We start from the raw sequence: 19,921 nt of genomic DNA on the forward strand, positions 1-19,921 counted from the left end.
GACGGCGTCAGTCCAGGCAGCATAAAAAAGGGCGGAACCCTCACAGGTTCCGCCCTTTTTGCAGTCGCTGCCTTTTACAGCTTGGCTGTCAGCAACGCCTCCAGCTTCTCTTGGTCGCGAGCAAACTGACGAATCCCTTCCGCCAGCTTCTCAGTCGCCATCGCGTCCTCGTTGGACTCCCAGCGGAACTGCGCTTCAGTCAGGTGCACGCGGGCTTCACCGGCATGGCCTGGCGACAGCTTGCGCTCCAGCTTGCCTTCATCCGCTGCCAGCTTCTCCAGCAGGTCCGGGCTGATGGTCAGGCGATCACAGCCAGCCAGCTCTTCGATCTGGCTCAGGTTACGGAAGCTCGCCCCCATCACCACGGTCTTGTAGCCATTGGCCTTGTAGTAGTTGTAGATGCGCGTCACCGACTGCACGCCCGGATCTTCAGCACCGGTGTAGTCGTTGCCGTTGGCCTTCTTGTACCAATCGTAGATACGGCCCACGAACGGCGAGATCAGGAACACGCCAGCTTCTGCACAGGCCACAGCCTGGGCGAAGGAGAACAGCAAGGTCAGGTTGGTCTGGATACCTTCTTTTTCCAGCTTCTCGGCAGCGCGGATACCTTCCCAGGTGGAAGCGATCTTGATCAGCACGCGATCACGGCCAACGCCGGCTTTGTCGTACAGCTCGATCAGGCGGTGTGCGCGCTTGAGAATAGCGGCTTCGTCGAACGAAAGGCGGGCATCTACCTCGGTGGAGATACGGCCTGGCACCACTTTGAGAATCTCTTGACCCACCGCCACCGCAAAACGGTCGCTGGCCAGACCCACGTCACCGTTGCAGTCTTGCACGGCCTCATCCAGCAGCTTGGCATAGCCCGGAATCGACGCAGCCTTGAGCAGCAGGGAAGGGTTGGTGGTGGCGTCTTGTGGCTTGAGCTTGGCGAGGGTGGAAAAATCGCCGGTATCGGCAACGACAGTGGTGAATTGCTTGAGTTGTTCCAGCTTGGAAGTCATGGGCGTGCTCTGTCCTGTGGGTCTGATGACATTACCCGAGCGCTGGCAGGCGCTCAAGGGCGCAAATGCGTTCGATCGTTTGCGAGGGCAACAACCTGAAAACAGCCGTTTGAAAGACCGGCCGTACTGCTCAATAGGAGGGCAAAACGGCTGGCAGGTTCAACTCAACTGCTACTGGCGACTCTATCTACTGTAGGAGCTCGCTTGCCAGCGATGACGGCAGCCCGACCCCCCTATATCAACTGACCCTCATCGGCCCTCCAGCAAAGCCCCCGCCTGATCCAGCAATGCCAACGGATCACTCGCCTTATGAATATCCACCGACAACAACTGCCTGAACTTGCGCGCCCCCGGAAAACCGGTACCCAACCCCAGAATATGTCGAGTGATATGGTGCATCGAACCGCCGGTCGCCAAATGCTCAGCAATGTATGGCCGCAACTGCACCAACGCCTCCGCCCGACTGATCACCGGCGCTTCACTGCCAAACAACTGCTGATCCACCTCCGCCAGCAAATACGGATTGTGATAAGCCTCCCGCCCCAGCATCACCCCATCAAACGTCTGCAAATGCTCGTGGCACTGCTCCAGCGTCTTGATCCCGCCGTTGAGAATAAACTCCAGCTCAGGGAAATCCCGCTTCAACTGCGCCGCGACCTCATAACGCAACGGCGGAATGTCGCGGTTCTCCTTCGGCGACAACCCCTCCAGAATCGCAATCCGCGCGTGTACGGTGAAACTGGTGCAGCCTGCGTCCTTCACCGTCCCGACGAAATCACACAACTCGGCGTAGCTGTCCCGGCCATTGATGCCGATACGGTGCTTTACCGTTACCGGAATCGATACCGCGTCACGCATGGCCTTCACACAATCGGCAACCAGGGCTGGGTGCGCCATCAGGATTGCGCCGATCATGTTGTTTTGTACGCGGTCGCTTGGGCAGCCGACGTTCAAGTTTACTTCGTCGTAACCGGCGGTTTCGGCCATGCGGGCGCAAGCCGCCAAATCAGTCGGAACACTACCGCCTAACTGAAGGGCCAGCGGGTGCTCGGCTTCGTTGTGACGCAGGAAACGGTCATGGTCGCCGTGGAGGATCGCGCCGGTGGTGACCATCTCGGTGTAGAGCAGGGCGTGTTTGGAGAGCAGGCGCAGGAAGAACCGGCAGTGGCGGTCGGTCCAATCCATCATCGGTGCCACGCTGAATCGGCGAGACGGCTCTAAGTGTGAAGGGCTAGTGTTTACTGGAGATACGGATTTTTCGGAATTCATTAATACTGATCTTTTATACAGCGGTTTTTACCCATTTTCCCTTGTTTTCTAAAGTCGGTTGCTACATTGTAGCGATCGTATTCGGCAATGTAGCAACTGGAAATGGGCACGATCACAGCACGTAAGCGCAAGGACAACTCGACAGCCTACACGGCGCAGATACGGATCAATCGGGATGGCAAGACAGTTTATCAGGAAAGCCAAACCTTCGACCGTAAGCAGGTCGCCCAGGCCTGGATCAAGCGACGGGAGACCGAGCTGGCCCAGCCAGGTGCTATTGAGCGGGCGAATCGGAAAGGGGTGACGATCAAGAAGATGATCGAGCAGTACCTGGATGAGTACGCGAAGATCCGGCCCTTGGGGAAGACCAAGAGCGCGACGTTGAGCGCGATCAAGGAAACCTGGTTGGGTGAGTTGGATGATGCGGCGCTGAACAGCCAGAAGCTGGTGGAGTACGCGCAGTGGCGGATGAGTGAGGAAGGAGGCGGGGTGCAGGCGCAGACGGTTGGTAACGATCTGTCGCACCTGGGGGCTGTGTTGTCTGTGGCACGGCCTGCATGGGGGTATGAAGTCGATTCTCATGCCATGACTGATGCTCGCAAAGTCTTGCGCAAGCTTGGAATGGTCAGCAAGAGCAAGGAGCGTAATCGCCGGCCCACGCTCGATGAACTGGACAAGCTCCTTACTCACTTTTTCGAGATGCAGAAGCGCCGGCCGGACTCTATTCACATGCCGAAGATGATCGCCTTTGCGCTTTTCTCGACGCGTCGGCAGGAGGAGATCACTCGGATTCGATGGGAGGATCTCGACTGTACTCGGCAGGCTGTGCTGGTGCGGGACATGAAAAACCCTGGGCAAAAGATCGGTAATGATGTGTGGTGTCATCTGCCGGATGAGGCTTGGGCGATCCTATGCACCATGCAGAAGGTAGAGCGAGAGATCTTTCCTTACAACGCCAAGTCGGTTTCGGCTTCTTTTACGCGGGCTTGCCCACTGCTCGGGATTGAGGATCTGCATTTCCATGACCTCCGGCATGAAGGTGTGAGCCGGTTGTTTGAGATGGACTGGGACATACCGAGGGTGTCGAACGTTTCGGGGCACCGAGATTGGAACTCATTGAGGCGTTATACGCACTTGCGAGGACGCGGAGACAAATTCCTTTTGTGGAAATGGTTAGCGCAGGTACTGGAGGGTAGCGCCGAAGAGGCTACCAAGAAACATGTTGATTTCGAAAGGCCATCATAGGCATATTGTGAGCTCGGATATTAGAGCCAAAGGGAGTAAAAATGCCTGAATACTGGGTAGTCAAGGTTCACTATGATGATGAACATTCAAGGATAGAGTCATTATTAATTCGGCGGCATGACGTAGCAGAAGAAAAATTGGTAGGGCCATTTATGGAGACTAGCCGCGAGTTCGTGGCAGACCTGATTAAGGCTGATGCTGCTGTTTTCATAACTACATCGCGAAATACCGCTGATACTAAATGGGTGAAAGGTGAGGTTCTACACGTTGTAGGAAAAGACTTTATCTCTACTAATCGTAACGATAAGACTAAAGACAATTTGGGTGAATTGCCGGAGTTCAAACCCCGGTAGTTACACCTGTAAACCCCCGACAAATCGGGGGTTGCTCCTGAGTTCCCTAGGCCGCTCTGCCCATAAGTTGATTTTGCTCCTTGCTGGCTTTTTCTCTCTGGCGATCAATGTAGAGAGCGAGGTCCTGTAAGTGAATGCCAAGGGCGGCTTTCTGGCTGTCCGCTCCAAGACGAACGACGGGTATGTCAATTTCTCCGTCTAGGCGCTTCCGTTTAAATTTCTCTACGGTTAAATGCATGTAGTCAGCACAAACTCGATCCAGTGGGATTACCGCTTTTCCGTCGTATTGGGCCATCAATAAAAATAGAGTGTTCATGCTGCAGCCTCCAGTGCATCATTGCTCTGGTCCGTGTTTGCTTTTACTAAGGCCATCATCGGCCAAGGTGAAACAGAGTTTCCGACCATCATCACTTGGGCCTTGTTGCTGAACTTCCGGCCGTCGTGCCCTCTATCGATGACGTAGTTATCGGGGAAGCCCTGCGCACGGTAAAGCTCGCGAGGGGTGAGCATGCGCATTCCGATGTCCACGATCACATACGGCGTGCCCTTGATCGTCACCGTGACAAGTGCAAGGCGGTCCCGAGTGGTGATGGTCGCGGCTGGGTTGCGCAGGTCGTAGGTGTTGTCGCTGCCGTAATAGCCCATCAGGAAGGCGGCGACACGCATAGCGCCGGCCTCGACCTCTGGAGCGAGCTTGTACTCAACCAACGCGTGATGTTCGGCGCCGGCCGTAATGGTCGGCACCAGTTCGTCCATGCCCCGGCCAACGCAATTCCTGCGAAGTGTCGATAGGTGGGCGGTAACGACTTGCTGCTGACTGCCTGTGGTGTTAATGGCTGTCAGGGGCTTTACAGGGTGATGCCCAGATGTCTCGTTGTATCCGCCGTTGTGCTGTGCAACATAGGCTACGGCCAGCGCGAAGTGTCCACCCTTAACGCCGCTGCAAATGGTTCGCAGGGGATCATCACCTGGCATGTTGCGTTGGCTGCTGCCATTGGCATGTTCGGTGATGAAGGGCGCGATCTGTGGGGTGACAAGTGCAAAGCCCTGAGCGCCTGTGATGGTCTTTGCCGGGTCGTCCATATATTGGCAGCGCGCCAGGTCCTTGCCTGTGTGGTTCACACTGACGATGAACGGGTTCTTGTGCTCGATGACGTAGCGCTTGGCGCCTTTGCGCAGGCGCTCCATCGTGTTGGTCACCAGTGGTCGCTTGACGCCTGCAGCACGGCCTTCTTCCTTGGTAAGGAAAATGCTCGGGCATGGGATCGACCAGTCGATGCAACTTGCGGCGGTGCGGTACGCAGACTGCCCCTTGCCCGGGTTCTTGAAGTGCGTCGGTTCAGGCCAACGTATTGGCTGTCCGTCTCGACGAGCAATAAGGAACAAACGCTCGCGGGTGGTTGCTGCGCCAAAGTCACATGCCTTGAGTTTGCCGTACATCAGGTCGTAACCCATGGACCGCAGGATGCTTTCAAAGCGGCGCCAGGTTTGTCCTTTTCGCTTAGGATCGGGTATTAGGTACTGGTCTTGTATTGGCACCCGCTCGCCGGCAGCGGCGACGGTCATGTCGCGGCGGACCACACGGCCAGTCTTGCTGCAGCGTTTCGCAATTAGTGGCCCCCAATGGAGGATCTGTACGACGTTTTCCATGGTGATCATTCGGGGGCAGGCTTGACCACCCCATTTCAGGATGACCCACGATTGAGAGCGGCTGGTGGTGCTGCGTGCCTGGCCGCCGGCAGCGAGGCTGTGGTGGGTGCATTCAGGGCTGGCATGCAGGTGAGCAACTGGACGACCGCGAGTCGCCAAACGCGGGCACACATCGTAGACGTCGGTGATGTAGTGCTCGGCGCTCGGGTGGTTGCGCTTATGCATGCTGATGGCGTCAGGGTTGTGATTGATGGCGATGTCAACCGGCATGCGAGTGCCCATCTCCTGACCCATGGTCGCGCCACCGCCGCCGGCAAAGAGGTCGACACGGATCTCGCCAGCGAAGTCGAGGCCGAATTGGGTTTTGACGGCTGAGGTTATTGGTCGTTGGGTTCGGGAGGTCATACTGCACCCCCGTGGACGACTCGCTTAGAAGCAATCAAACTCTGCAAGCATAAGGTTGGTATGAGAGATTTATGTTTCCTAGCGAAGTAAGTTTTAAGACTAAGAACCTCTACAAAATTGCAGTATCCCCTCCAGGAGCCTTTGTCGTGGGCGTCGCTGTGACTTCGATTGCGCGGGCCTGGCCATCGGAAGGTGCTGCTGCATGGGTTCAGGCTATCGGTTCTATTGCAGCCATTGTCGGGGCATTTATGGTCGCCCAGCGTACGCACCAGATGGAACGGAAATCCAAAAGCGAGGATTCCATTAGGGTTGAGGTGGAGGCTCTTTGTTTTGCCGAAAACGCGGCTTATGAGGCTTATTCCGCAGTGCATCAGATCGCAGAATATGCCCTTCCCCGGCCGAGCTTTATCAGCTTGTCTAGATTGGAGGAGGTGCGTCATACGTTGAGATGTCTTTTGAATAAACCTCTTCCGGCAGAGGCATTTAGTTCCGTTTTCGTGGTTCAAGAGCAAGTTTCCGAAGCTCTTAGTGCTGCCGTTAGGGTGACGGAGAATTACGGCGATTCGAGCTATGAGATTTACAAGGACTCTGATGAGCTTAAGCGCCGTCGGGACAATCTTATGGACGCGCGGAGAGTTATTGCAGGGCTCTACTGGAACAAAGCGCGCATAGCTGGAATTCCGTTTTCTCGTCGCCCTGAAGACGAAACGGCAGCTAATGACGTCCAGGGAAAGAGTCAGGAGTAAGCGTCTATACCCAATGACAGGCTGCGCGAGCGGGCATTCCTGAGCGTTTAGCGTTGCATCAGCAAGCGCTGCCTCGCGCAGCTTGTCGTGGGGTATTAGTACCTCAGCAGTGGCGCTGGAAGGAGCAATAATGCCTGCTGCTGCGCAGCAGAGACTGTTTGTTTCCAGCGGTTCGACGCCGCCTGCAGTGCGGAGCAAAGCGGGCAGGACGCCGGTGTTGTCCTGTTGGTTCTTCATGCCGCTTTCCTCCGGTGTTCGATAGCGAGTTGGTCCATCAGCCGCTGGTGGTAGGTGAGCCGGGCTTCGGCGGCAGGCCATGGGCGGATGGTTTCAACCATGGGTTCGATGCCGACCAAGCAATCCCAGATAGCCGGATCGGTTGGCATGAGGTCGCGACGTTCGGTAGCAAGTGCAATCAAGTCGGCCCTGTAGATGCACGCGGGGAGTTCTGGGGCGATGTCGAACCGTTCGCACACTCGCCACCAGATACAATCCTCGAAGTGCTGGTAGGCGCTAATCCACTGCTTGAGTGGCCGCGTCATGTCACCCACGTACGCCTCGGCGGCGTCGTGAAGTAAAGCCGCGAGTTTGTGCTCTTCCGGCACCAGCTCGGAGACAATGCAACTGTGCTGGGCCACGCTGTAGAACTCGCGGGTGTGACCGTTGAATCGGCACAGGTGGGCCAGTGCGTGCGAGATGTCGCGTGGGTCGATCATGCCGGCGTCAGGCTCGAACAAGTCGAAGCGCTTGCCGGTGGAGGTGAGCATCTGGTTCATGCGGCTTCCCTCACCAGGTCGGCCAGCAGCAAGGCGTTGTCAGTTGCCTTGTGCAATTGGCGCAGAGCGTCATAACCGATCAGGTCTTTCAACCGACGGTCGAGCTCTTTGCTGTAGCGGGCCAGTGCGCGCAGTTCCTTGGTAGCCTTGGCGTGTTGCTGCTGAAGCGTGCCGGCTGCCTGAGGCGTCAGACGGCGCGTCGGGATAGCCTGTCTCATGCAGCATCCTCCTGAAAGAAGAAATCCAACCCAGCAGCTATGCTCAGGGCTTTGTCGCGCAAGGCAAGGGCCTGTGATGCCTGGCTTTCGGATTTAACAGCGCGGAAGGTATCAGCGGCGAGCTTGAGCTTCTCTGCTATGGCGAGAAGGTCGTGGCGGTCTTGTGGTTCCCGGTGCAAGATGTGTTCAAGGCGCTGGCAACGAGTCGACATCTTTTCGATAGAGGTTGCATACGCGGCTGATGCATCGTCCTGGCCCATGGTGAAACCGTCAGAATGGCCGTCTTCGTAACCTTCATTTTTACCGTCAGTGAGGCCACCCCGGTAGCCGATCCAGTAGAGGATCGCGGCGGCGATAATGATGCTGATCAGTGCGCAGATTTGAATTGCAGTCATGTGGTGTGCTCCTGGTGGTTGCGTGGCTGGTGGTGGCAGCCGTTGGGATTACTGGTCTTGATCGGGCAAATCGTTTTGTGGTCGAGGCATGTCTTCGTCTGCTCGGTAAGCCTGGATATCGATCAATGCTGCGACGTGTTTGATGTGGGCGTACCGCAACGCCTTCACACTGTTATCCAGAGTGGTCACCGGCAACTGAATCCGGCCGCTATTGATCGCCTCGGTAAAGGTCTTTTCGTTGAGGTTCTTGAAGTAGTGCACGCGCAGCTTTTCCAGGGGGATAAGTACGTCGCCGAAGAGTTGATGCAGCATCTCGACGGTCGCGCTATCCGGTGCGGGTTGCAGTCGTAGCGGTGTTTGACTGGCGTTGCTCATGGGCGGCGACCTCCTTGCGTTTGAGTCGTGAAGGGTGGTTCCAGGCATTCAGGCAGTGGCGTTTGGTCAGCTCACGCAGATGCTCAGGCACTTCGAGGAGCGCAGCGTTGCGCTCCTCACGTGTGTGCATGGCGACAATCTGGCGGGCGTACTCCCTAGGCCACGTCACGGTTGTCTGCCGGGATGGCTGGCAGTTCGAGGCCCAACTGTTCGGCGAGCCAGCGGATGCCGGCTTGGCGGACCTTGGTCGACTGGCTGTACTGCATGCCGGCGGTTTCGTGGTACCAGTTGCCGTCCTTGACTCGCAGGTACTCGCGGTCCCGCACCGGGAAAGCCGGTAGGTTGCGGTCGTTGAGCAGGCCCTTTCCACGCATGAGTGCGATCAGTTTGGGGCGAGTTAGACCGAAGTACTTGGCGGTTTTTTCCAGGCTACGTTCCATTTCGGCCTCCTAAGCAGCATGCGCGGCGGGTGTCGCCACGGCGGCTAGGTGGGTGATGGATTCGGCCACCATGGAATAGATCTCCACGTCACTGCCGTACACCGTGAAGCACTTGGTGCGCGGCTTTCTGATGCCGATGCTCATGATGGTGGTGATGCCGGCGCGGGTTTTGCTGCGGTGGATTGCCAAGTTGATCGGTTGCTCGAAGCCCATATCGAGACTGAGAGCGCCGCCGGTTTGCACCAGGTCGAATACCTGCCGCTTGTGTTCGGTCTCGAACGCGCCGTAGCGGCGGTCTGCGTGTGGCAAAGAGGATGGATCGGTTGGGTTGGTTGGCCCGTTAACGATCTCCTCAATGAAGTCCGCAAGCTTGAGGTGCATCTTCTTGGTATTGGTCAGGGTCAGCGTGTGGCGCTCGCTGCCCAGTTCAACGGTGAAGTGCGTGTCGACTTTGCGGCGCTCGACGTTCAGGCGGAAGGCCAGGGCCTCACGCTGTGTTTCTGTGCGCAGCAGGTGGTTGAAGGTTTGGGTTAGGCTGACTTGGGTCTTGAGCAGGGTCAGTGTACGGTTGTCGAGTTTGTACTTTTTCATGCCGCCTGCCCTCCGCCGTTTGGATCGTAGGGGGCGGGTGTGTAGCGCTGTTGCCGCTTGGGTTTGGACGCTATGAAGGCGCAGCCGCAGTCTTGTGCCAGGCGGCGAATTTCGAAAATGCGGGAAGGGTTGGCTGCGGCCGGGTGGACGTGCAGGGTGGCTGTGGTGTGCATGGTAATGCCTCGCTCTGTGGTGGAAGAGTTTGGCGAATATCAACCAGTGGTTGATTTTTGTCAACTGTTGCGATTACCGTGATTTGGTTGACTGATGTCGGATTGACATCTCAGTGTAGATTCTATATTGAATAGGTCAGACCGCAATAACATTGGAAAATTTGTCATGGATGTAGTCGGGGAAGAGTTGGAAAGCGACTCACTTTTAATTGAAAGACCTGCAATTTGCCTTTTTGATATACAGGCTGATGTTTCAAGTCTTTTAATAGAAAAACATTACAATGTTGAGTTGGCAACTCTCGGTAGTCCTATAAGGGTTGCAAATAAAACTAGAGGTGAAGCTAAAAATGTAACTCTGAATTATGACTATCCTGAGAATTTGCACGAATTTGATGTGGTCGTGTTGGATTTATGCGGCGAAAAAGAAGTGATTTCATATCGCCCTCATTCCGTTGGTAATGCTACAGGAGGCGAAGCTTACGCTATCCACACAAGCTACCCTGAAAGTGTTTTTGATCCTCGCCCTGGTGCAATGAGTATTGTAGGGAAAGAGATTGATGCGTTATTAAAAAAAATATCGTTGGTTATAATTTTTGCTGACTCAATCGAATCTGCTCACTACAGGACTGTAAAGATTAGCCGTAAGGGTACCGAGTGGGATGATAGTTTTTCAGGTTCTACTCAGGATTTATATGATGCGTTTCCGAAGTCTCAAGGAAAAGTTGGTCGGCGATTGCACGCTTCCGAACCTGAATCTGTATTATTTTCTCTGATAAAGAAGTACTTTGGAGATAGTCAGTATGGGGTTGTATTTGAGCATCCTCAGAGGTGGAATAGTGGTCTGTATAGGGATGAAGATGATGAGCGATTTGTACCTCTTGCCTTAAATGATAAGGGAGAGATTGTATCTTATCTTCAAAGCGTTGAAGAAGGTGTGGTGTTTCTTTTTCCGCCATTGGAAAATACTAGTGGGTTTCTTCTAGAATTGTTTGAATCTTTTTTGCCCGAGCACTTTCCGCAAGTGTTCCCGTCCAGTGGTCAGTTTGCGTGGTTAGATAGCGGCGCTTTTCCTGTTCCCGGAGAGGTGGAGCTTCTAGGCAATCGGCAAAAAATAGAAAGTGATTATAAGGAGCGGGTTGAAAAAAATGAGCAGGCAATTATTAATTTAAAGAGTGAGTATGGCTTTTTAAGAAGTCTTATTTTCGAAACTGGTGACAATCTGGTTGAAGCTGTTGCACATTATTTCAGGTGGCTCGGTTTTGACTCAGTCGTGAATCAGGACGAGCATTCATCAGATGTTCTAGAGGAAGATTTGCAGGTTGATTGTGGAGATAAGTTGCTTGTAATTGAAATTAAGGGCATCGGCGGAACCTCTACTGACAAGGCTTGCTCGCAAATCACTAAAATCAAAAATAGAAGGATGAAGCAGCGTAACAGTTTTGAGGTTTATGGGCTTTATATTGTTAATCACGAGAGGTATATAAGCCCTGATAGAAGAAAAAATCCGCCTTTTACCGATCATCAGTTACAAGATGCATTGCTAGATGAGAGGGGGCTGCTTACAACGTATCAATTGTATTTGGCTTTCTTTTTAATACGAGATGGGATTCTAAATAAAGACGATGTCCGGGAGCAGCTATTTGCTTATGGGTTAATCACGTTGGTGCCTAAGGATCTGATTTGCCTAGGCTTGCCATCCGAGCACTTGATGAAAGGGGCGGTTATCGTTGTGGATTTACAAATTCAGACGGTAAAAGTTGGTGACGTTATTGTTGCCAGAAAAAATTCGCATTACACAAAGCACGTTGTTCAATCGTTGCAGGTTGATGGAGTAGATGTTGAAGAAGCGAATGGGGGAGTCACTGGAATAAAGGTCTCTACCAATGTGCCCGCTAAATCTGAGATATTTATTCGTTTAGGGAGTGGTAAAGATCCTATTCTGGAATAAACGATCCTACAACTTTTCCGCAGATATGAGTCTCTTCCGTGATATCAATGATTGGATATTGCGGATTGATAGGTCTTAAAAATTGTCTTCCAGCATCTTCTACTAATATCTTGAACGTAGCTTCATTCGTACGTGGGACGCGAGCAATTACCCTGTCACCAGTTTTAGTCTCGGCTTCGGGATCTACGAATATAATGCAACCAGTAGGGTAGCTGCGGCCTGGTCCCGGATTCGTCATAGAGTCCCCGAGTACTTTTAACGCATATCCACTCCCGCTGATAGGGACAGGACACGATAGCCATGATTCGCCATCATGTTGCTCAAAATTGGCTTCGCACCAAGCTCCTGCTTGTACCCAAGATATCAGCGGCACCTTTCCAAATCTGTGAGTTACCTGTCGAACGTTGCTCTCATTTTCCTCTGGAAGTCGGCGTACATTGCTAACTCCAATTTGTTCCTTTGGAAGTACACCATACTCAAGCCATTCGCGGCGCACCTTAAGCCACGAGCACAAGGCAACCATACTATCCGCCTCCGCAATAGCATCTCCATTCAGCCACTTGCTAATCGCCTGAGGACTTTTGTACACGCCAACGCTCTTCAGCTGCTTGTGAATATCCACCCCGCGTCCCCGGGTGCGTACACCGGCATCGTCGAGTGCTTCGTGAAGGCGCGCCGTGAAAGCTGCGCGTAGCTCGTTCTTATCAACCATGAGTTGATACTCTCACAGGGGTTGCGCAATAGTCAGTTGATGTTAATATCAACCGCGAGTTGATAAATGGAGGTTGCCATGTTGGACCCCGCAGATTTTCCGAATGCCATAGCGTTCGCATTTGAAGCAGTAGGCGGCATTGGTGCCGCCGCCAAGGTGTGTGAAAGGAGCTACCAGGCGCTCAATAAATGGCGCTTGGCTGCCAGTCTTCCCCGCACCGATTACACCGGTGAAACCCACTACGCAAAACTCTTAGCGACCGCTGCAGAGCAGAAGGGCAACGCGTTTGACGCTGCCTGGCTACTCAATGCATCAGCCCCGCAGAAAGCTGCGGCGTAGATAGAAAAAAGGCGACCCAATGGCCGCCCAGTTCCTCCCGGCACACACCACCACAGTGCTGTCGGGTCGCGACGAAGGTAGGAGGGCACACCACATGCAAACCACCTCCCTTTATCGCGCTGCCAAGACACGGAGGTCTTGGGTTGCTGCCTTTTCCACCACAGATTAGGCAGCTGTTGCGCCAGAGGTGATCAACGGATTGTTCGCCTCGGCACGGTGCCGGTTTCGATCCCTAGATCTAGCCGGCGTTTGGGCCCTTTCAAGCCACGCGGCAAATGTAACACCACTGCATGTCGCGGGGCACTGGCAACTTAGTAGGATTAATGCCATGAGCCGAGTAGCTTTAAGCTGTGTTGAACGAGCGCAAAGGGAAGTATTGACGCTCGAATTAGCCCTGTACCACGCCGCACGGGACTATCCCGGCGGTGCCGCTGCAATCGCCGCCACCACCGGTCGAAATGCCACCACGCTGCAGCACAAGTTGTCTCCCACCCATCCCTCGCACACCGTCAACATCCAGGAGTTCGGCGAGATCCTCGAACTGACTAAGGATCGGCGTATTCTCGACGCGGTGCATGGTCTTGTCGGTGACACGATCTGGCAGGAGCTGGCCGAGGCGTATACCAACGATATGCCTGAAACCCTCACCACGGGGATCGCGCAGTTCTTCCGGCAGGTTGCGGATTTGTCTGAGACCTGGGCCAAGCACATTGGCGATGGCAAGGTCGATGACGGCGAGTTGGCTGAGATACGTCAGTTGGTGTTTCGCGGCATCCAGGGATTGTTGGGGATGTACAACCGCGCTCGTTACGTCAACCAGACGACTCGCGGGGTGGACCGTGGCTGATATCGCTGATTTTGCAAATGACCTGGTGCAGGAGAGGATTGATCAAGCCGTGGCTGCACGCCTGGCGCTGATGTCCAGCCAACCACAGCATTCCCTGATGTTCTGCGACCATTGCGACGAGGCAATCCCTGAGGCGCGCCGTTTGGCACAACCAGGTTGCACGCTCTGTGTTGGCTGCAAGGCAGCTGATGATCTGAGGGCTTCTCGTTATGCTCGATGACGTAATCAACCAATTCGAGCACTACGGTCTTGAGCCAGCGCAACCTCTGGTGTTCGGAAAACTCACCCGTTGCAAAACCGCCCAGGACAAAGGCAAGGAAAAGAACGGCTGGTACGTCATCCACGAACACCGCACCGAAAAGAACGAGACGCTGATCTTCGGCAGCTTTGGTGACTGGCGGTCCGGCGACACCCAGAAGATCAAGGTCAAGGCCGGTCGTATGAGCCCAGAAGAGCGCGACGTCATGCGCGCTCGTCAGGAGGATGCCAAGCGCAAGGCCGCCGAGATCGCGGCCAACGCTTCACGTCGAGCGGCCAATCGCGCTGCCGGACTGTTCAAGCGCATGCCAGAAAAGGGCAAGAGCGCCTACTTGGATCGAAAGCAGATCGTCGGCTTCAAGGTTCGCTATGCGCCACGTACCGGCGCTTTTTTGGTACCCATGTGCAACGTGCGCGATCAGATCGTTGGCCTGCAGGTGATCTTCCCCGCGAAGCAAGAAGACACCGGGCGTGACAAAGCCTACTGGCCCTACGGTATGTCGAAGGAAGGCGCCTTCCACCTGATCGGCCCACACCCTGAACCCGGCGAGCCAGTGCTGGTGTGTGAGGGCTACGCCACGGGCGCAAGTCTGCACATGGCAACTTCGCTCACCGTCGCAATCGCCTTCGACGCAGGTAACCTGCTGCCGGTCTCCAAGGCCATGCGCGAGCGTTTCCCCGGCTGCCCACTGATCATCTGTCGCGATGATGACTGGAGGACCAAACGCCCCAACGGCGATCCCTGGAACCCTGGCGAAGAGAAGGCCAACAACGCTGCGCTGGTGGTCGGCGGTCAGGTGGTTGCACCGGTGTTCTCCGGTGAGCGCGAGATCAAATGGACCGACTTCAACGATCTGCACGTCGCCGAAGGTTTAGAGGCAGTCCGCCGCCAGGTGCTGGCGGTGGTCAAGCCTCCTGCAGCGGGTGGTTGGAAAGACCAACTCGCCCGCACCGAGAACGGCTCCCTGATCGCGCACATGCAAAACGTCGAGCTGATCCTGGGCAACGACGAGCGCTGGGCCGGTGTCATTGGTTACAGCGTGTTCAGCTCCAAGATTGTGAAGCTGCGGTCTGCGCCTTTCGGCGGCGGTGCTGGTGACTGGGCCGACATCGACGACATGCGGGTGATGAAGTGGCTCGCGCAGCAGTACAACCTGCGGGTCAAAGCCTCCCATGTGATCGAGGCGGTCAGCGTGGTTGCTCACGACCATGCCTTTCACCCGGTGCGCGAGTACCTGGAGAAGCTGGAGTGGGACCGCGTGCCTCGCATCGAAACCTGGTTGACCGATGTGTTGGGCGTTCAGGCCAGCGAGTATTCGGCGAAGGTCGGAAAGCGCTGGCTGATCTCTGCGGTCGCTCGGGTCATGCGCCCAGGCTGCAAGGCTGACTCGGTGATGATCCTCGAAGGCGGGCAGGGCGCTGGTAAGTCCACGGCCATGGGCGTCCTCGGCGGCGAGTGGTTCATGGATACGCCTTTTGCCCTCGGCGACAAGGACAGCTTCCAGGCGATTCGCGGCAAGTGGATCGTCGAGCTGGGGGAGCTGGACAGCTTCAACAAAGCCGAAAGCACCAAGGCCAAGCAGTTCTTCTCCGCATCCACCGATACCTACCGCGAAAGCTATGGCCGCAGAACGAATGACGTGCCGCGCCAATGTGTTTTCGTGGGCACCACCAACCAAGAGGAGTACCTCAAGGACGCCACGGGCAACCGCCGCTATTGGCCGGTGTTCTGCAACAAGGTCGATCTGGAGCAACTGCGCGAGGTCCGCGATCAGCTATGGGCTGAGGCGCTCTTCTATTTCGAAGCCGGCGATATCTGGTGGGTGACCAAGGACGAATCTTGGATGTTCGCAGAGGCTCAGGACGAACGCTTCGTGGTGGACGAATGGGAAGGCCCAATCCTCGCTTGGATGGAGGAGTCGCAGATCGGTGAGACCGCCACCGGCAACGAGATCCTGACCCAGGCGCTGAAGCTCGACTTCGGTCACTGGGGCAAACCCGAGCAGATGCGAGTCGGGGCGATCATGCACAGGCTGGGTTGGCGTAAGCGACGCATGCCGGCATTGGCAAAAAGCGGCGTACGGCCCTGGGCCTATGAAAAGCCTGCGGGTTGGGGGCGTGCGTCTGCGCTGCAGCAGTCGGTGATCGAGGAGCCTTGCTTTGATTAAGCGAATCGACGAGATGCTCAAGCTCTGGGCACAGGATCTGCACTCGCCGGTGCCAGAAAACGTGGGCGGGCCGAGCGGTGGCAACATGATCGCCATGCTGATGGAGTGCAAGGGCGAGCTGATACGCGGCACACGCGGCAGTCGGGTGTTGCTGGATGAGTCTGCGGACATTGAGCTGATCGTCAACAAGCACTTGCCGCCGCAGCTGTCGGTCGTCGTGCGTGAGCACTACTGCAACCACGAAAGCTTCCTGTCGCAGAAGTACACCCACTGCGGATGCGGTCGGGATACCTACTACCAGCGCCTGCACGAAGCCCACCTGCACATCGCCGGCATGCTGATGGGTAAGACTGCATGACCCCTGGCGTCACTCCGCGTGCCTTTGTCCTACTGTCTCGCCTTGTCCGACTCGCATTTAGCGCAGTTGGACAGGCGCAGGCCGCGCCGTTGTTGACCTGTCCTACCGTCCAACCTTCAACCGCCCCACGCACACATGAGCATAGCGGGTACGTAATCGCGCCCGTGGCGCGCATGCGTGCTTTTAGCTTTCTCTCTATACACAAGAGAAAAGGAATAAAGGTAGGACAGTAGGGCAGAGCCCCGTATTCAGGCGCCTGTAGCTGTCCTGCTCCAATCCAGAATAGTGGGACAGGTCAGACGGGGCACCAAAAGCGATAGCCGATTGAATGCGTTGTCCCTACGTTTCACCTGCGTCATACCTGTATTGCACCCGTATTGCGCCATGGCATTAAAACCCGCTTGCTGCCACCGGAATCGACCTGTAAAAAGTACCCATCTTCGATAGGTGCGACCGCAAGCAGCGGGACACACCACCACACTGAACCCGGCCATTGCGCCGGGTTTTTGCGTTTATGGGGTAGGGCGATGACAAACGAGCAGCAAGCGCTTATTGAGATGCCGATCTGGATGGTGATCCTGCTATCCCTGATCGGCGGTATTTCCGGCGAGGCATGGCGGGCCGACAAAGCGGGGGTAAGCGGCTGGTCATTGGTTCGCCGCTTGCTGCTTCGATCCGGGGCCTGCGTGGTCTGCGGGCTCTCCACCATGATGTTGTTGCACGCATCGGGCATGTCAGTCCTTGCGGCGGGGAGCATCGGCTGCCTCACTGCGATGGCCGGCGCCGATGTAGCCATCGGCCTTTACGAACGCTGGGCTGCCAAGCGCCTGGGCGTATGCGATGTGCCGCCCTCGGGCAGTGGTCAGGCGTGATCCGCTGGAGGCCAAGTAATACGTGGCCTGTAGCGTTTCGCACCAAAATGAAGCGCCGAAAACTCGCCGGGGACCCTGGGGGCATTTGAGGGACACGGGGCATGAAACCCGCGGCTTTTCGTTAGTGGCTGGGTTCCAAAGTTAGTTGACCTCAGTTGACTGGTTGACCAGTTGACCGGGCTTGGAAATAGGAGGGTTTATGGCTTTTTTGACTCGTAAGGAATACGGCACGCTGAAAGGCTGGTCCAAGCAGCACATCAGCAAACTGATACTGAATAATCGCTTGGTGTTGGATGAGGCCGGGTTGATCGATGTTGATGCCAGCGAGCAGTTCCTGGCGCTGACACGCGACCCGAGCAAGGCTGGGGTGAGCGCTCGCCATAAGCTAGACAAGCAGTCTCCAGCCCAGACTCCTGCGGTATCTGTACATCAACCGGCTTACAGCGGACAGGCGCCAATTCCCGATTATCAACGGTCTCGCGCACGTCGTGAACATGCTCAGGCTGAGCAAATTGAAACTCAGGTCCGTAAGGAAAACGGTTCCCTAGTAGAGGCTGAGGTGGTCGATAAGGCGGCCTTTGAGGCCGGACGTATGCTGCGCGATCTTCTACTTGGCCTTCCGCCTCAAATCGCTTCGGAATTGGTTGCACTTACTGATCCTTGGGAAATCGAAAAACACCTAACGGCGGCGATCAGAAGAACCCTTGAAGACGCTGAGCGCATGTCAATCAGCGATCTTTCCCGAGCACTAACCAAGAGCTAAGCCTGATGCATTTTCCATACGCTGACGGTGAAGAGGTTTACCGCACGGCGTATTTACGCGGCTTGCATCCTGACCCTGACCTTTGGGTTGATGAGTGGGCCGATGAATACATGCGAATTCCGCGCAGTGTGGGCGCCGCTGAGCCAGGCCAATATCGAACATCCCGCACTCCCTATGCCCGTGAGCCTATGCGTTGTTTGTCCCCGGCACACCCTTGCAAGCGTGTAGTCACCATGGTGGCTTCGCAGTTGATGAAAACGCAGATCGCTTTGAACTGGATCGGAGCGTTAATTCACATGTCGCCTTCGAACATTTTGACATTGCTGCCAACGCTAAAACTGGCTTCTCGGGTTTCATCTCGGATTAGTAAAACGATAGATGCAACACCGGTTCTGCGCGAAAGAGTGGCTGCGCCGCGCTCGCGTGATGCTAAGAACACACAGGACACGAAAGAGTTCGAGGGGGGGACGCTTTACGCAGTAACAGCAGGTTCAGCGGCCAACTTAGCCGAGTTGGCAGCGCGCTTTATTTACGGTGATGAGATCGATCGCTGGGAGGTCGATGTGGGTAACGAGGGCGACCCGGTAAAGTTGGCAGAGATCCGGGGCAGCACATTTGGCAGAAAGGCCAAGTTTTACTTCTCCAGCTCACCAACCCTCAAGGGCGCCTCCCGTATTGCCGACCTTTTTGCTATGAGCGATCAGCGTTATTACTACGTTCCGTGCCCACACTGCCAGCACATGCAAGTGCTGGAGTGGGAAAACCTGAAGTACACCGAGGACTACAGCCAAATCCAATATCTTTGCAGCGGGCCAGAATGCGGCGCGCTTATTGATGAACACCATAAGGGTGAAATGCTAGCTCGCGGGGAGTGGCGTTCCCACGCTGAAGGTGACGGTGAAACTGTCGGTTTTCATCTCAATGCTCTGTATGCCCCACTGGGTTGGACTAGTTGGTTGTCGATGGCAAAAGACTATGACGAAGCTGTGGTGAAGCAGGCTAGTGGTGATCTTGAAGCTATGCAGGTGTTTTTCAACACGCGCCTGGCGAAGGTCTGGGACAGTACGCAAGAACAGACAAAGGCCAGCGTGCTGCAGGCTCGTGCGTTGCAGGAAGACTACGTACTGGGCTCTGTACCTAACGGTGCACTAATGTTGACGGCCTCCGTGGATGTTCAAGCCAACCGACTTGAGTTCATGGTAATGGGCTGGGGTGTTGGCATGGAGCGTTGGGTCATCGACCATCAGGTGATTATGGGCAATCCATCGGACGAGCAGACCTGGTCCGCGTTGGATGAAAAGCTGAAGGCACGGTACTGGCATCCCTGCGGTGTAGGTCTGACGATTCTGGCAACTGCCGTCGATACGGGTGGTCACCACACCAATGACGTTTACCAGTTTTGCCGCGTGCGCCGTTGGCGCAATGTCTTTGCAATCAAGGGTGCCAGCAAGCCCGGCAAACCGCCGATTGCCCAGCGTCCCTCAATGGTCGACGTAACCTGGCGAGGCCAGACCGAACGTAATGGTGCCGAACTTTGGTTTGTTGGCACCGACACCGCGAAGGATTGGATCTACAACCGATATCCTTTTGAGTCCGGTCCGGGGGCATTGCACTTTGCCAAAGATTTGCCTGACGATTTTTTCGCGCAATGCGTGGCCGAGCGCAGAATAACCCGCTATGTCAAAAACAAGCCGGTCACTGAATGGATCAAAGGTAAATCGGAGCGTAATGAAGCTTTAGACCTGATGGTGTACTGCTTGGCGATGGCGCATTACCTCGGTCTAGATCGATATAAGGAAAAGGACTGGGAACGGGTCGCTCAGGCACTAGCGCAATCTGAGCTGTTTGCGGAGAAACCCGCTTCGAACGGCCCGGATAAAGCTCGGCACGTTGAAGGCCCTGCGCCTGTTCCAACATCACAACCTACGCAACAACCCGTCGCCTCGGCCGTCGAACCGCGACCCGCTGCACCCCCACAACGCCGCAGCTCCACCAGCGGTTACCTGAAGAGACGCTGAT

24 protein-coding genes are annotated in these 19,921 nt (G+C 55.6%); 12 read left to right on the forward strand and 12 right to left on the reverse strand.

The annotated features are described in order from the left end of the window. Positions 1–74: 74 nt before the first annotated feature. Together tal and dusA are read right to left on the reverse strand one after the other, a co-directional pair. The gene (gene tal / locus RB216_RS07740) at positions 75–1,001 is read right to left on the reverse strand and encodes a transaldolase (protein WP_016975287.1); all 927 of its coding nucleotides are present in this window, start codon (positions 999–1,001) and stop codon (positions 75–77) included. Between the two features lie 249 nt (positions 1,002–1,250). After that, on the reverse strand, positions 1,251–2,270 hold the full coding sequence (dusA, locus tag RB216_RS07745) for a tRNA dihydrouridine(20/20a) synthase DusA (RefSeq protein ID WP_308908486.1): 1,020 nt from the start codon (positions 2,268–2,270) through the stop codon (positions 1,251–1,253). A 102-nt stretch (positions 2,271–2,372) separates the two neighbouring features. On the opposite strand from dusA, the gene RB216_RS07750 reads away from it, so the two are divergent. Next, positions 2,373–3,515, forward strand: a complete 1,143-nt coding sequence (locus tag RB216_RS07750) for a site-specific integrase (RefSeq protein WP_308908487.1) — start codon at positions 2,373–2,375, stop codon at positions 3,513–3,515. Positions 3,516–3,556: 41 nt separating this feature from the next. Beyond that, positions 3,557–3,868 (forward strand): DUF3892 domain-containing protein, encoded by a 312-nt coding sequence (locus tag RB216_RS07755; RefSeq protein WP_308908488.1) that lies wholly within the window; start codon positions 3,557–3,559, stop codon positions 3,866–3,868. Between the two features lie 46 nt (positions 3,869–3,914). Here RB216_RS07755 and RB216_RS07760 read toward each other — a convergent pair whose 3' ends face one another. Then, positions 3,915–4,184 carry a pyocin activator PrtN family protein gene (locus RB216_RS07760; RefSeq protein ID WP_308908489.1) on the reverse strand — a complete coding sequence of 90 codons (270 nt, stop codon included), beginning with the start codon at positions 4,182–4,184 and terminating at the stop codon, positions 3,915–3,917. Next, a complete protein-coding gene (locus tag RB216_RS07765; protein ID WP_308908490.1) occupies positions 4,181–5,923 on the reverse strand; it encodes a DNA cytosine methyltransferase in 1,743 nt (580 codons plus the stop codon). Before RB216_RS07765 ends, RB216_RS07760 begins: the two co-directional genes overlap by 4 nt. Positions 5,924–5,994: 71 nt before the next feature. Here RB216_RS07765 and RB216_RS07770 point away from each other — a divergent pair, with 71 nt between their 5' ends. Beyond that, positions 5,995–6,669, forward strand: a complete 675-nt coding sequence (locus tag RB216_RS07770) for a hypothetical protein (RefSeq protein ID WP_308908491.1) — start codon at positions 5,995–5,997, stop codon at positions 6,667–6,669. A 233-nt stretch (positions 6,670–6,902) separates the two neighbouring features. Here RB216_RS07770 and RB216_RS07775 read toward each other — a convergent pair whose 3' ends face one another. Genes RB216_RS07775 through RB216_RS07805 form a run of 7 tightly spaced genes read right to left on the reverse strand, consistent with a single transcriptional unit; the run spans position 6,903 to position 9,464 of the window. Further along, a complete protein-coding gene (locus RB216_RS07775; protein ID WP_308908492.1) occupies positions 6,903–7,445 on the reverse strand; it encodes a phosphohydrolase in 543 nt (180 codons plus the stop codon). Next, positions 7,442–7,663 (reverse strand): hypothetical protein, encoded by a 222-nt coding sequence (locus RB216_RS07780; protein ID WP_308908493.1) that lies wholly within the window; start codon positions 7,661–7,663, stop codon positions 7,442–7,444. The genes RB216_RS07775 and RB216_RS07780 overlap by 4 nt, the downstream gene beginning before the upstream one ends. Continuing rightward, positions 7,660–8,058 (reverse strand): FliH/SctL family protein, encoded by a 399-nt coding sequence (locus RB216_RS07785; RefSeq protein WP_308908494.1) that lies wholly within the window; start codon positions 8,056–8,058, stop codon positions 7,660–7,662. The genes RB216_RS07780 and RB216_RS07785 overlap by 4 nt, the downstream gene beginning before the upstream one ends. Before the next feature lie 48 nt (positions 8,059–8,106). Then, complete coding sequence (locus RB216_RS07790; protein ID WP_308908495.1) at positions 8,107–8,433, reverse strand: pyocin activator PrtN family protein; 327 nt, start codon at positions 8,431–8,433, stop codon at positions 8,107–8,109. Next, on the reverse strand, positions 8,384–8,563 hold the full coding sequence (locus RB216_RS07795; protein ID WP_308908496.1) for a hypothetical protein: 180 nt from the start codon (positions 8,561–8,563) through the stop codon (positions 8,384–8,386). Before RB216_RS07795 ends, RB216_RS07790 begins: the two co-directional genes overlap by 50 nt. Before the next feature lie 25 nt (positions 8,564–8,588). Further along, positions 8,589–8,873, reverse strand: coding sequence for a phage antirepressor KilAC domain-containing protein (locus RB216_RS07800; RefSeq protein ID WP_308908497.1), 285 nt, complete (start codon positions 8,871–8,873; stop codon positions 8,589–8,591). Between the two features lie 9 nt (positions 8,874–8,882). Then, the gene (locus RB216_RS07805) at positions 8,883–9,464 is read right to left on the reverse strand and encodes a hypothetical protein (protein WP_308908498.1); all 582 of its coding nucleotides are present in this window, start codon (positions 9,462–9,464) and stop codon (positions 8,883–8,885) included. 339 nt (positions 9,465–9,803) lie between these two features. Between RB216_RS07805 and RB216_RS07810 the strand changes: the two genes are divergently transcribed. After that, complete coding sequence (locus tag RB216_RS07810) at positions 9,804–11,585, forward strand: hypothetical protein (RefSeq protein ID WP_308908499.1); 1,782 nt, start codon at positions 9,804–9,806, stop codon at positions 11,583–11,585. Here RB216_RS07810 and RB216_RS07815 read toward each other — a convergent pair. Beyond that, positions 11,572–12,297, reverse strand: a complete 726-nt coding sequence (locus tag RB216_RS07815; RefSeq protein ID WP_308908500.1) for a LexA family protein — start codon at positions 12,295–12,297, stop codon at positions 11,572–11,574. The genes RB216_RS07810 and RB216_RS07815 overlap by 14 nt on opposite strands. A 78-nt stretch (positions 12,298–12,375) precedes the next feature. On the opposite strand from RB216_RS07815, the gene RB216_RS07820 reads away from it, so the two are divergent. The 8 genes from RB216_RS07820 to RB216_RS07855 all read left to right on the forward strand — a co-directional run bounded on the left by RB216_RS07820 (position 12,376) and on the right by RB216_RS07855 (position 19,920). Beyond that, a complete protein-coding gene (locus RB216_RS07820; RefSeq protein ID WP_069673285.1) occupies positions 12,376–12,636 on the forward strand; it encodes a hypothetical protein in 261 nt (86 codons plus the stop codon). Positions 12,637–12,964: 328 nt separating this feature from the next. Beyond that, entirely contained in the window at positions 12,965–13,483 is a 519-nt protein-coding gene (locus RB216_RS07825; protein ID WP_262131571.1) for a phage regulatory CII family protein, read from the forward strand. Continuing rightward, positions 13,476–13,703 carry a TraR/DksA C4-type zinc finger protein gene (locus RB216_RS07830; RefSeq protein ID WP_308908501.1) on the forward strand — a complete coding sequence of 76 codons (228 nt, stop codon included), beginning with the start codon at positions 13,476–13,478 and terminating at the stop codon, positions 13,701–13,703. Before RB216_RS07825 ends, RB216_RS07830 begins: the two co-directional genes overlap by 8 nt. After that, a complete protein-coding gene (locus tag RB216_RS07835) occupies positions 13,693–15,909 on the forward strand; it encodes a VapE domain-containing protein (protein ID WP_308908502.1) in 2,217 nt (738 codons plus the stop codon). The genes RB216_RS07830 and RB216_RS07835 overlap by 11 nt, the downstream gene beginning before the upstream one ends. Further along, positions 15,902–16,267: a PA0613 family protein gene (locus RB216_RS07840; RefSeq protein WP_308908503.1), complete on the forward strand. Its 366-nt coding sequence runs from the start codon at positions 15,902–15,904 to the stop codon at positions 16,265–16,267. Before RB216_RS07835 ends, RB216_RS07840 begins: the two co-directional genes overlap by 8 nt. Before the next feature lie 527 nt (positions 16,268–16,794). Then, on the forward strand, positions 16,795–17,139 hold the full coding sequence (locus tag RB216_RS07845) for a phage holin family protein (RefSeq protein ID WP_003172128.1): 345 nt from the start codon (positions 16,795–16,797) through the stop codon (positions 17,137–17,139). Positions 17,140–17,338: 199 nt separating this feature from the next. After that, on the forward strand, positions 17,339–17,902 hold the full coding sequence (locus RB216_RS07850; RefSeq protein WP_308908504.1) for a terminase small subunit: 564 nt from the start codon (positions 17,339–17,341) through the stop codon (positions 17,900–17,902). Between the two features lie 5 nt (positions 17,903–17,907). Further along, complete coding sequence (locus RB216_RS07855) at positions 17,908–19,920, forward strand: phage terminase large subunit family protein (RefSeq protein WP_308908505.1); 2,013 nt, start codon at positions 17,908–17,910, stop codon at positions 19,918–19,920. The last annotated feature ends 1 nt before the right edge of the window (position 19,921 follow it).

Source organism: Pseudomonas canadensis (assembly GCF_030980095.1).
In the GTDB taxonomy this organism is placed as follows: Bacteria; Pseudomonadota; Gammaproteobacteria; order Pseudomonadales; family Pseudomonadaceae; genus Aquipseudomonas; species Aquipseudomonas canadensis.

Coding starts and splice junctions, on each gene's coding strand:
- RB216_RS07770 (WP_308908491.1), top strand. CDS start 5,995: ATGTTTCCTAGCGAAGTAAGTTTTAAGACTAAGAACCTCTACAAAATT.
- RB216_RS07810 (WP_308908499.1), top strand. CDS start 9,804: ATGGATGTAGTCGGGGAAGAGTTGGAAAGCGACTCACTTTTAATTGAA.
- dusA (WP_308908486.1), bottom strand. CDS start 2,270: ATGAATTCCGAAAAATCCGTATCTCCAGTAAACACTAGCCCTTCACAC.
- RB216_RS07815 (WP_308908500.1), bottom strand. CDS start 12,297: ATGGTTGATAAGAACGAGCTACGCGCAGCTTTCACGGCGCGCCTTCAC.
- RB216_RS07805 (WP_308908498.1), bottom strand. CDS start 9,464: ATGAAAAAGTACAAACTCGACAACCGTACACTGACCCTGCTCAAGACC.
- RB216_RS07825 (WP_262131571.1), top strand. CDS start 12,965: ATGAGCCGAGTAGCTTTAAGCTGTGTTGAACGAGCGCAAAGGGAAGTA.
- RB216_RS07800 (WP_308908497.1), bottom strand. CDS start 8,873: ATGGAACGTAGCCTGGAAAAAACCGCCAAGTACTTCGGTCTAACTCGC.
- RB216_RS07750 (WP_308908487.1), top strand. CDS start 2,373: ATGGGCACGATCACAGCACGTAAGCGCAAGGACAACTCGACAGCCTAC.
- RB216_RS07850 (WP_308908504.1), top strand. CDS start 17,339: ATGGCTTTTTTGACTCGTAAGGAATACGGCACGCTGAAAGGCTGGTCC.
- RB216_RS07755 (WP_308908488.1), top strand. CDS start 3,557: ATGCCTGAATACTGGGTAGTCAAGGTTCACTATGATGATGAACATTCA.
- RB216_RS07765 (WP_308908490.1), bottom strand. CDS start 5,923: ATGACCTCCCGAACCCAACGACCAATAACCTCAGCCGTCAAAACCCAA.
- RB216_RS07790 (WP_308908495.1), bottom strand. CDS start 8,433: ATGAGCAACGCCAGTCAAACACCGCTACGACTGCAACCCGCACCGGAT.
- RB216_RS07780 (WP_308908493.1), bottom strand. CDS start 7,663: ATGAGACAGGCTATCCCGACGCGCCGTCTGACGCCTCAGGCAGCCGGC.
- RB216_RS07775 (WP_308908492.1), bottom strand. CDS start 7,445: ATGAACCAGATGCTCACCTCCACCGGCAAGCGCTTCGACTTGTTCGAG.
- RB216_RS07820 (WP_069673285.1), top strand. CDS start 12,376: ATGTTGGACCCCGCAGATTTTCCGAATGCCATAGCGTTCGCATTTGAA.
- RB216_RS07835 (WP_308908502.1), top strand. CDS start 13,693: ATGCTCGATGACGTAATCAACCAATTCGAGCACTACGGTCTTGAGCCA.
- RB216_RS07795 (WP_308908496.1), bottom strand. CDS start 8,563: ATGCACACACGTGAGGAGCGCAACGCTGCGCTCCTCGAAGTGCCTGAG.
- tal (WP_016975287.1), bottom strand. CDS start 1,001: ATGACTTCCAAGCTGGAACAACTCAAGCAATTCACCACTGTCGTTGCC.
- RB216_RS07855 (WP_308908505.1), top strand. CDS start 17,908: ATGCATTTTCCATACGCTGACGGTGAAGAGGTTTACCGCACGGCGTAT.
- RB216_RS07760 (WP_308908489.1), bottom strand. CDS start 4,184: ATGAACACTCTATTTTTATTGATGGCCCAATACGACGGAAAAGCGGTA.
- RB216_RS07845 (WP_003172128.1), top strand. CDS start 16,795: ATGACAAACGAGCAGCAAGCGCTTATTGAGATGCCGATCTGGATGGTG.
- RB216_RS07785 (WP_308908494.1), bottom strand. CDS start 8,058: ATGACTGCAATTCAAATCTGCGCACTGATCAGCATCATTATCGCCGCC.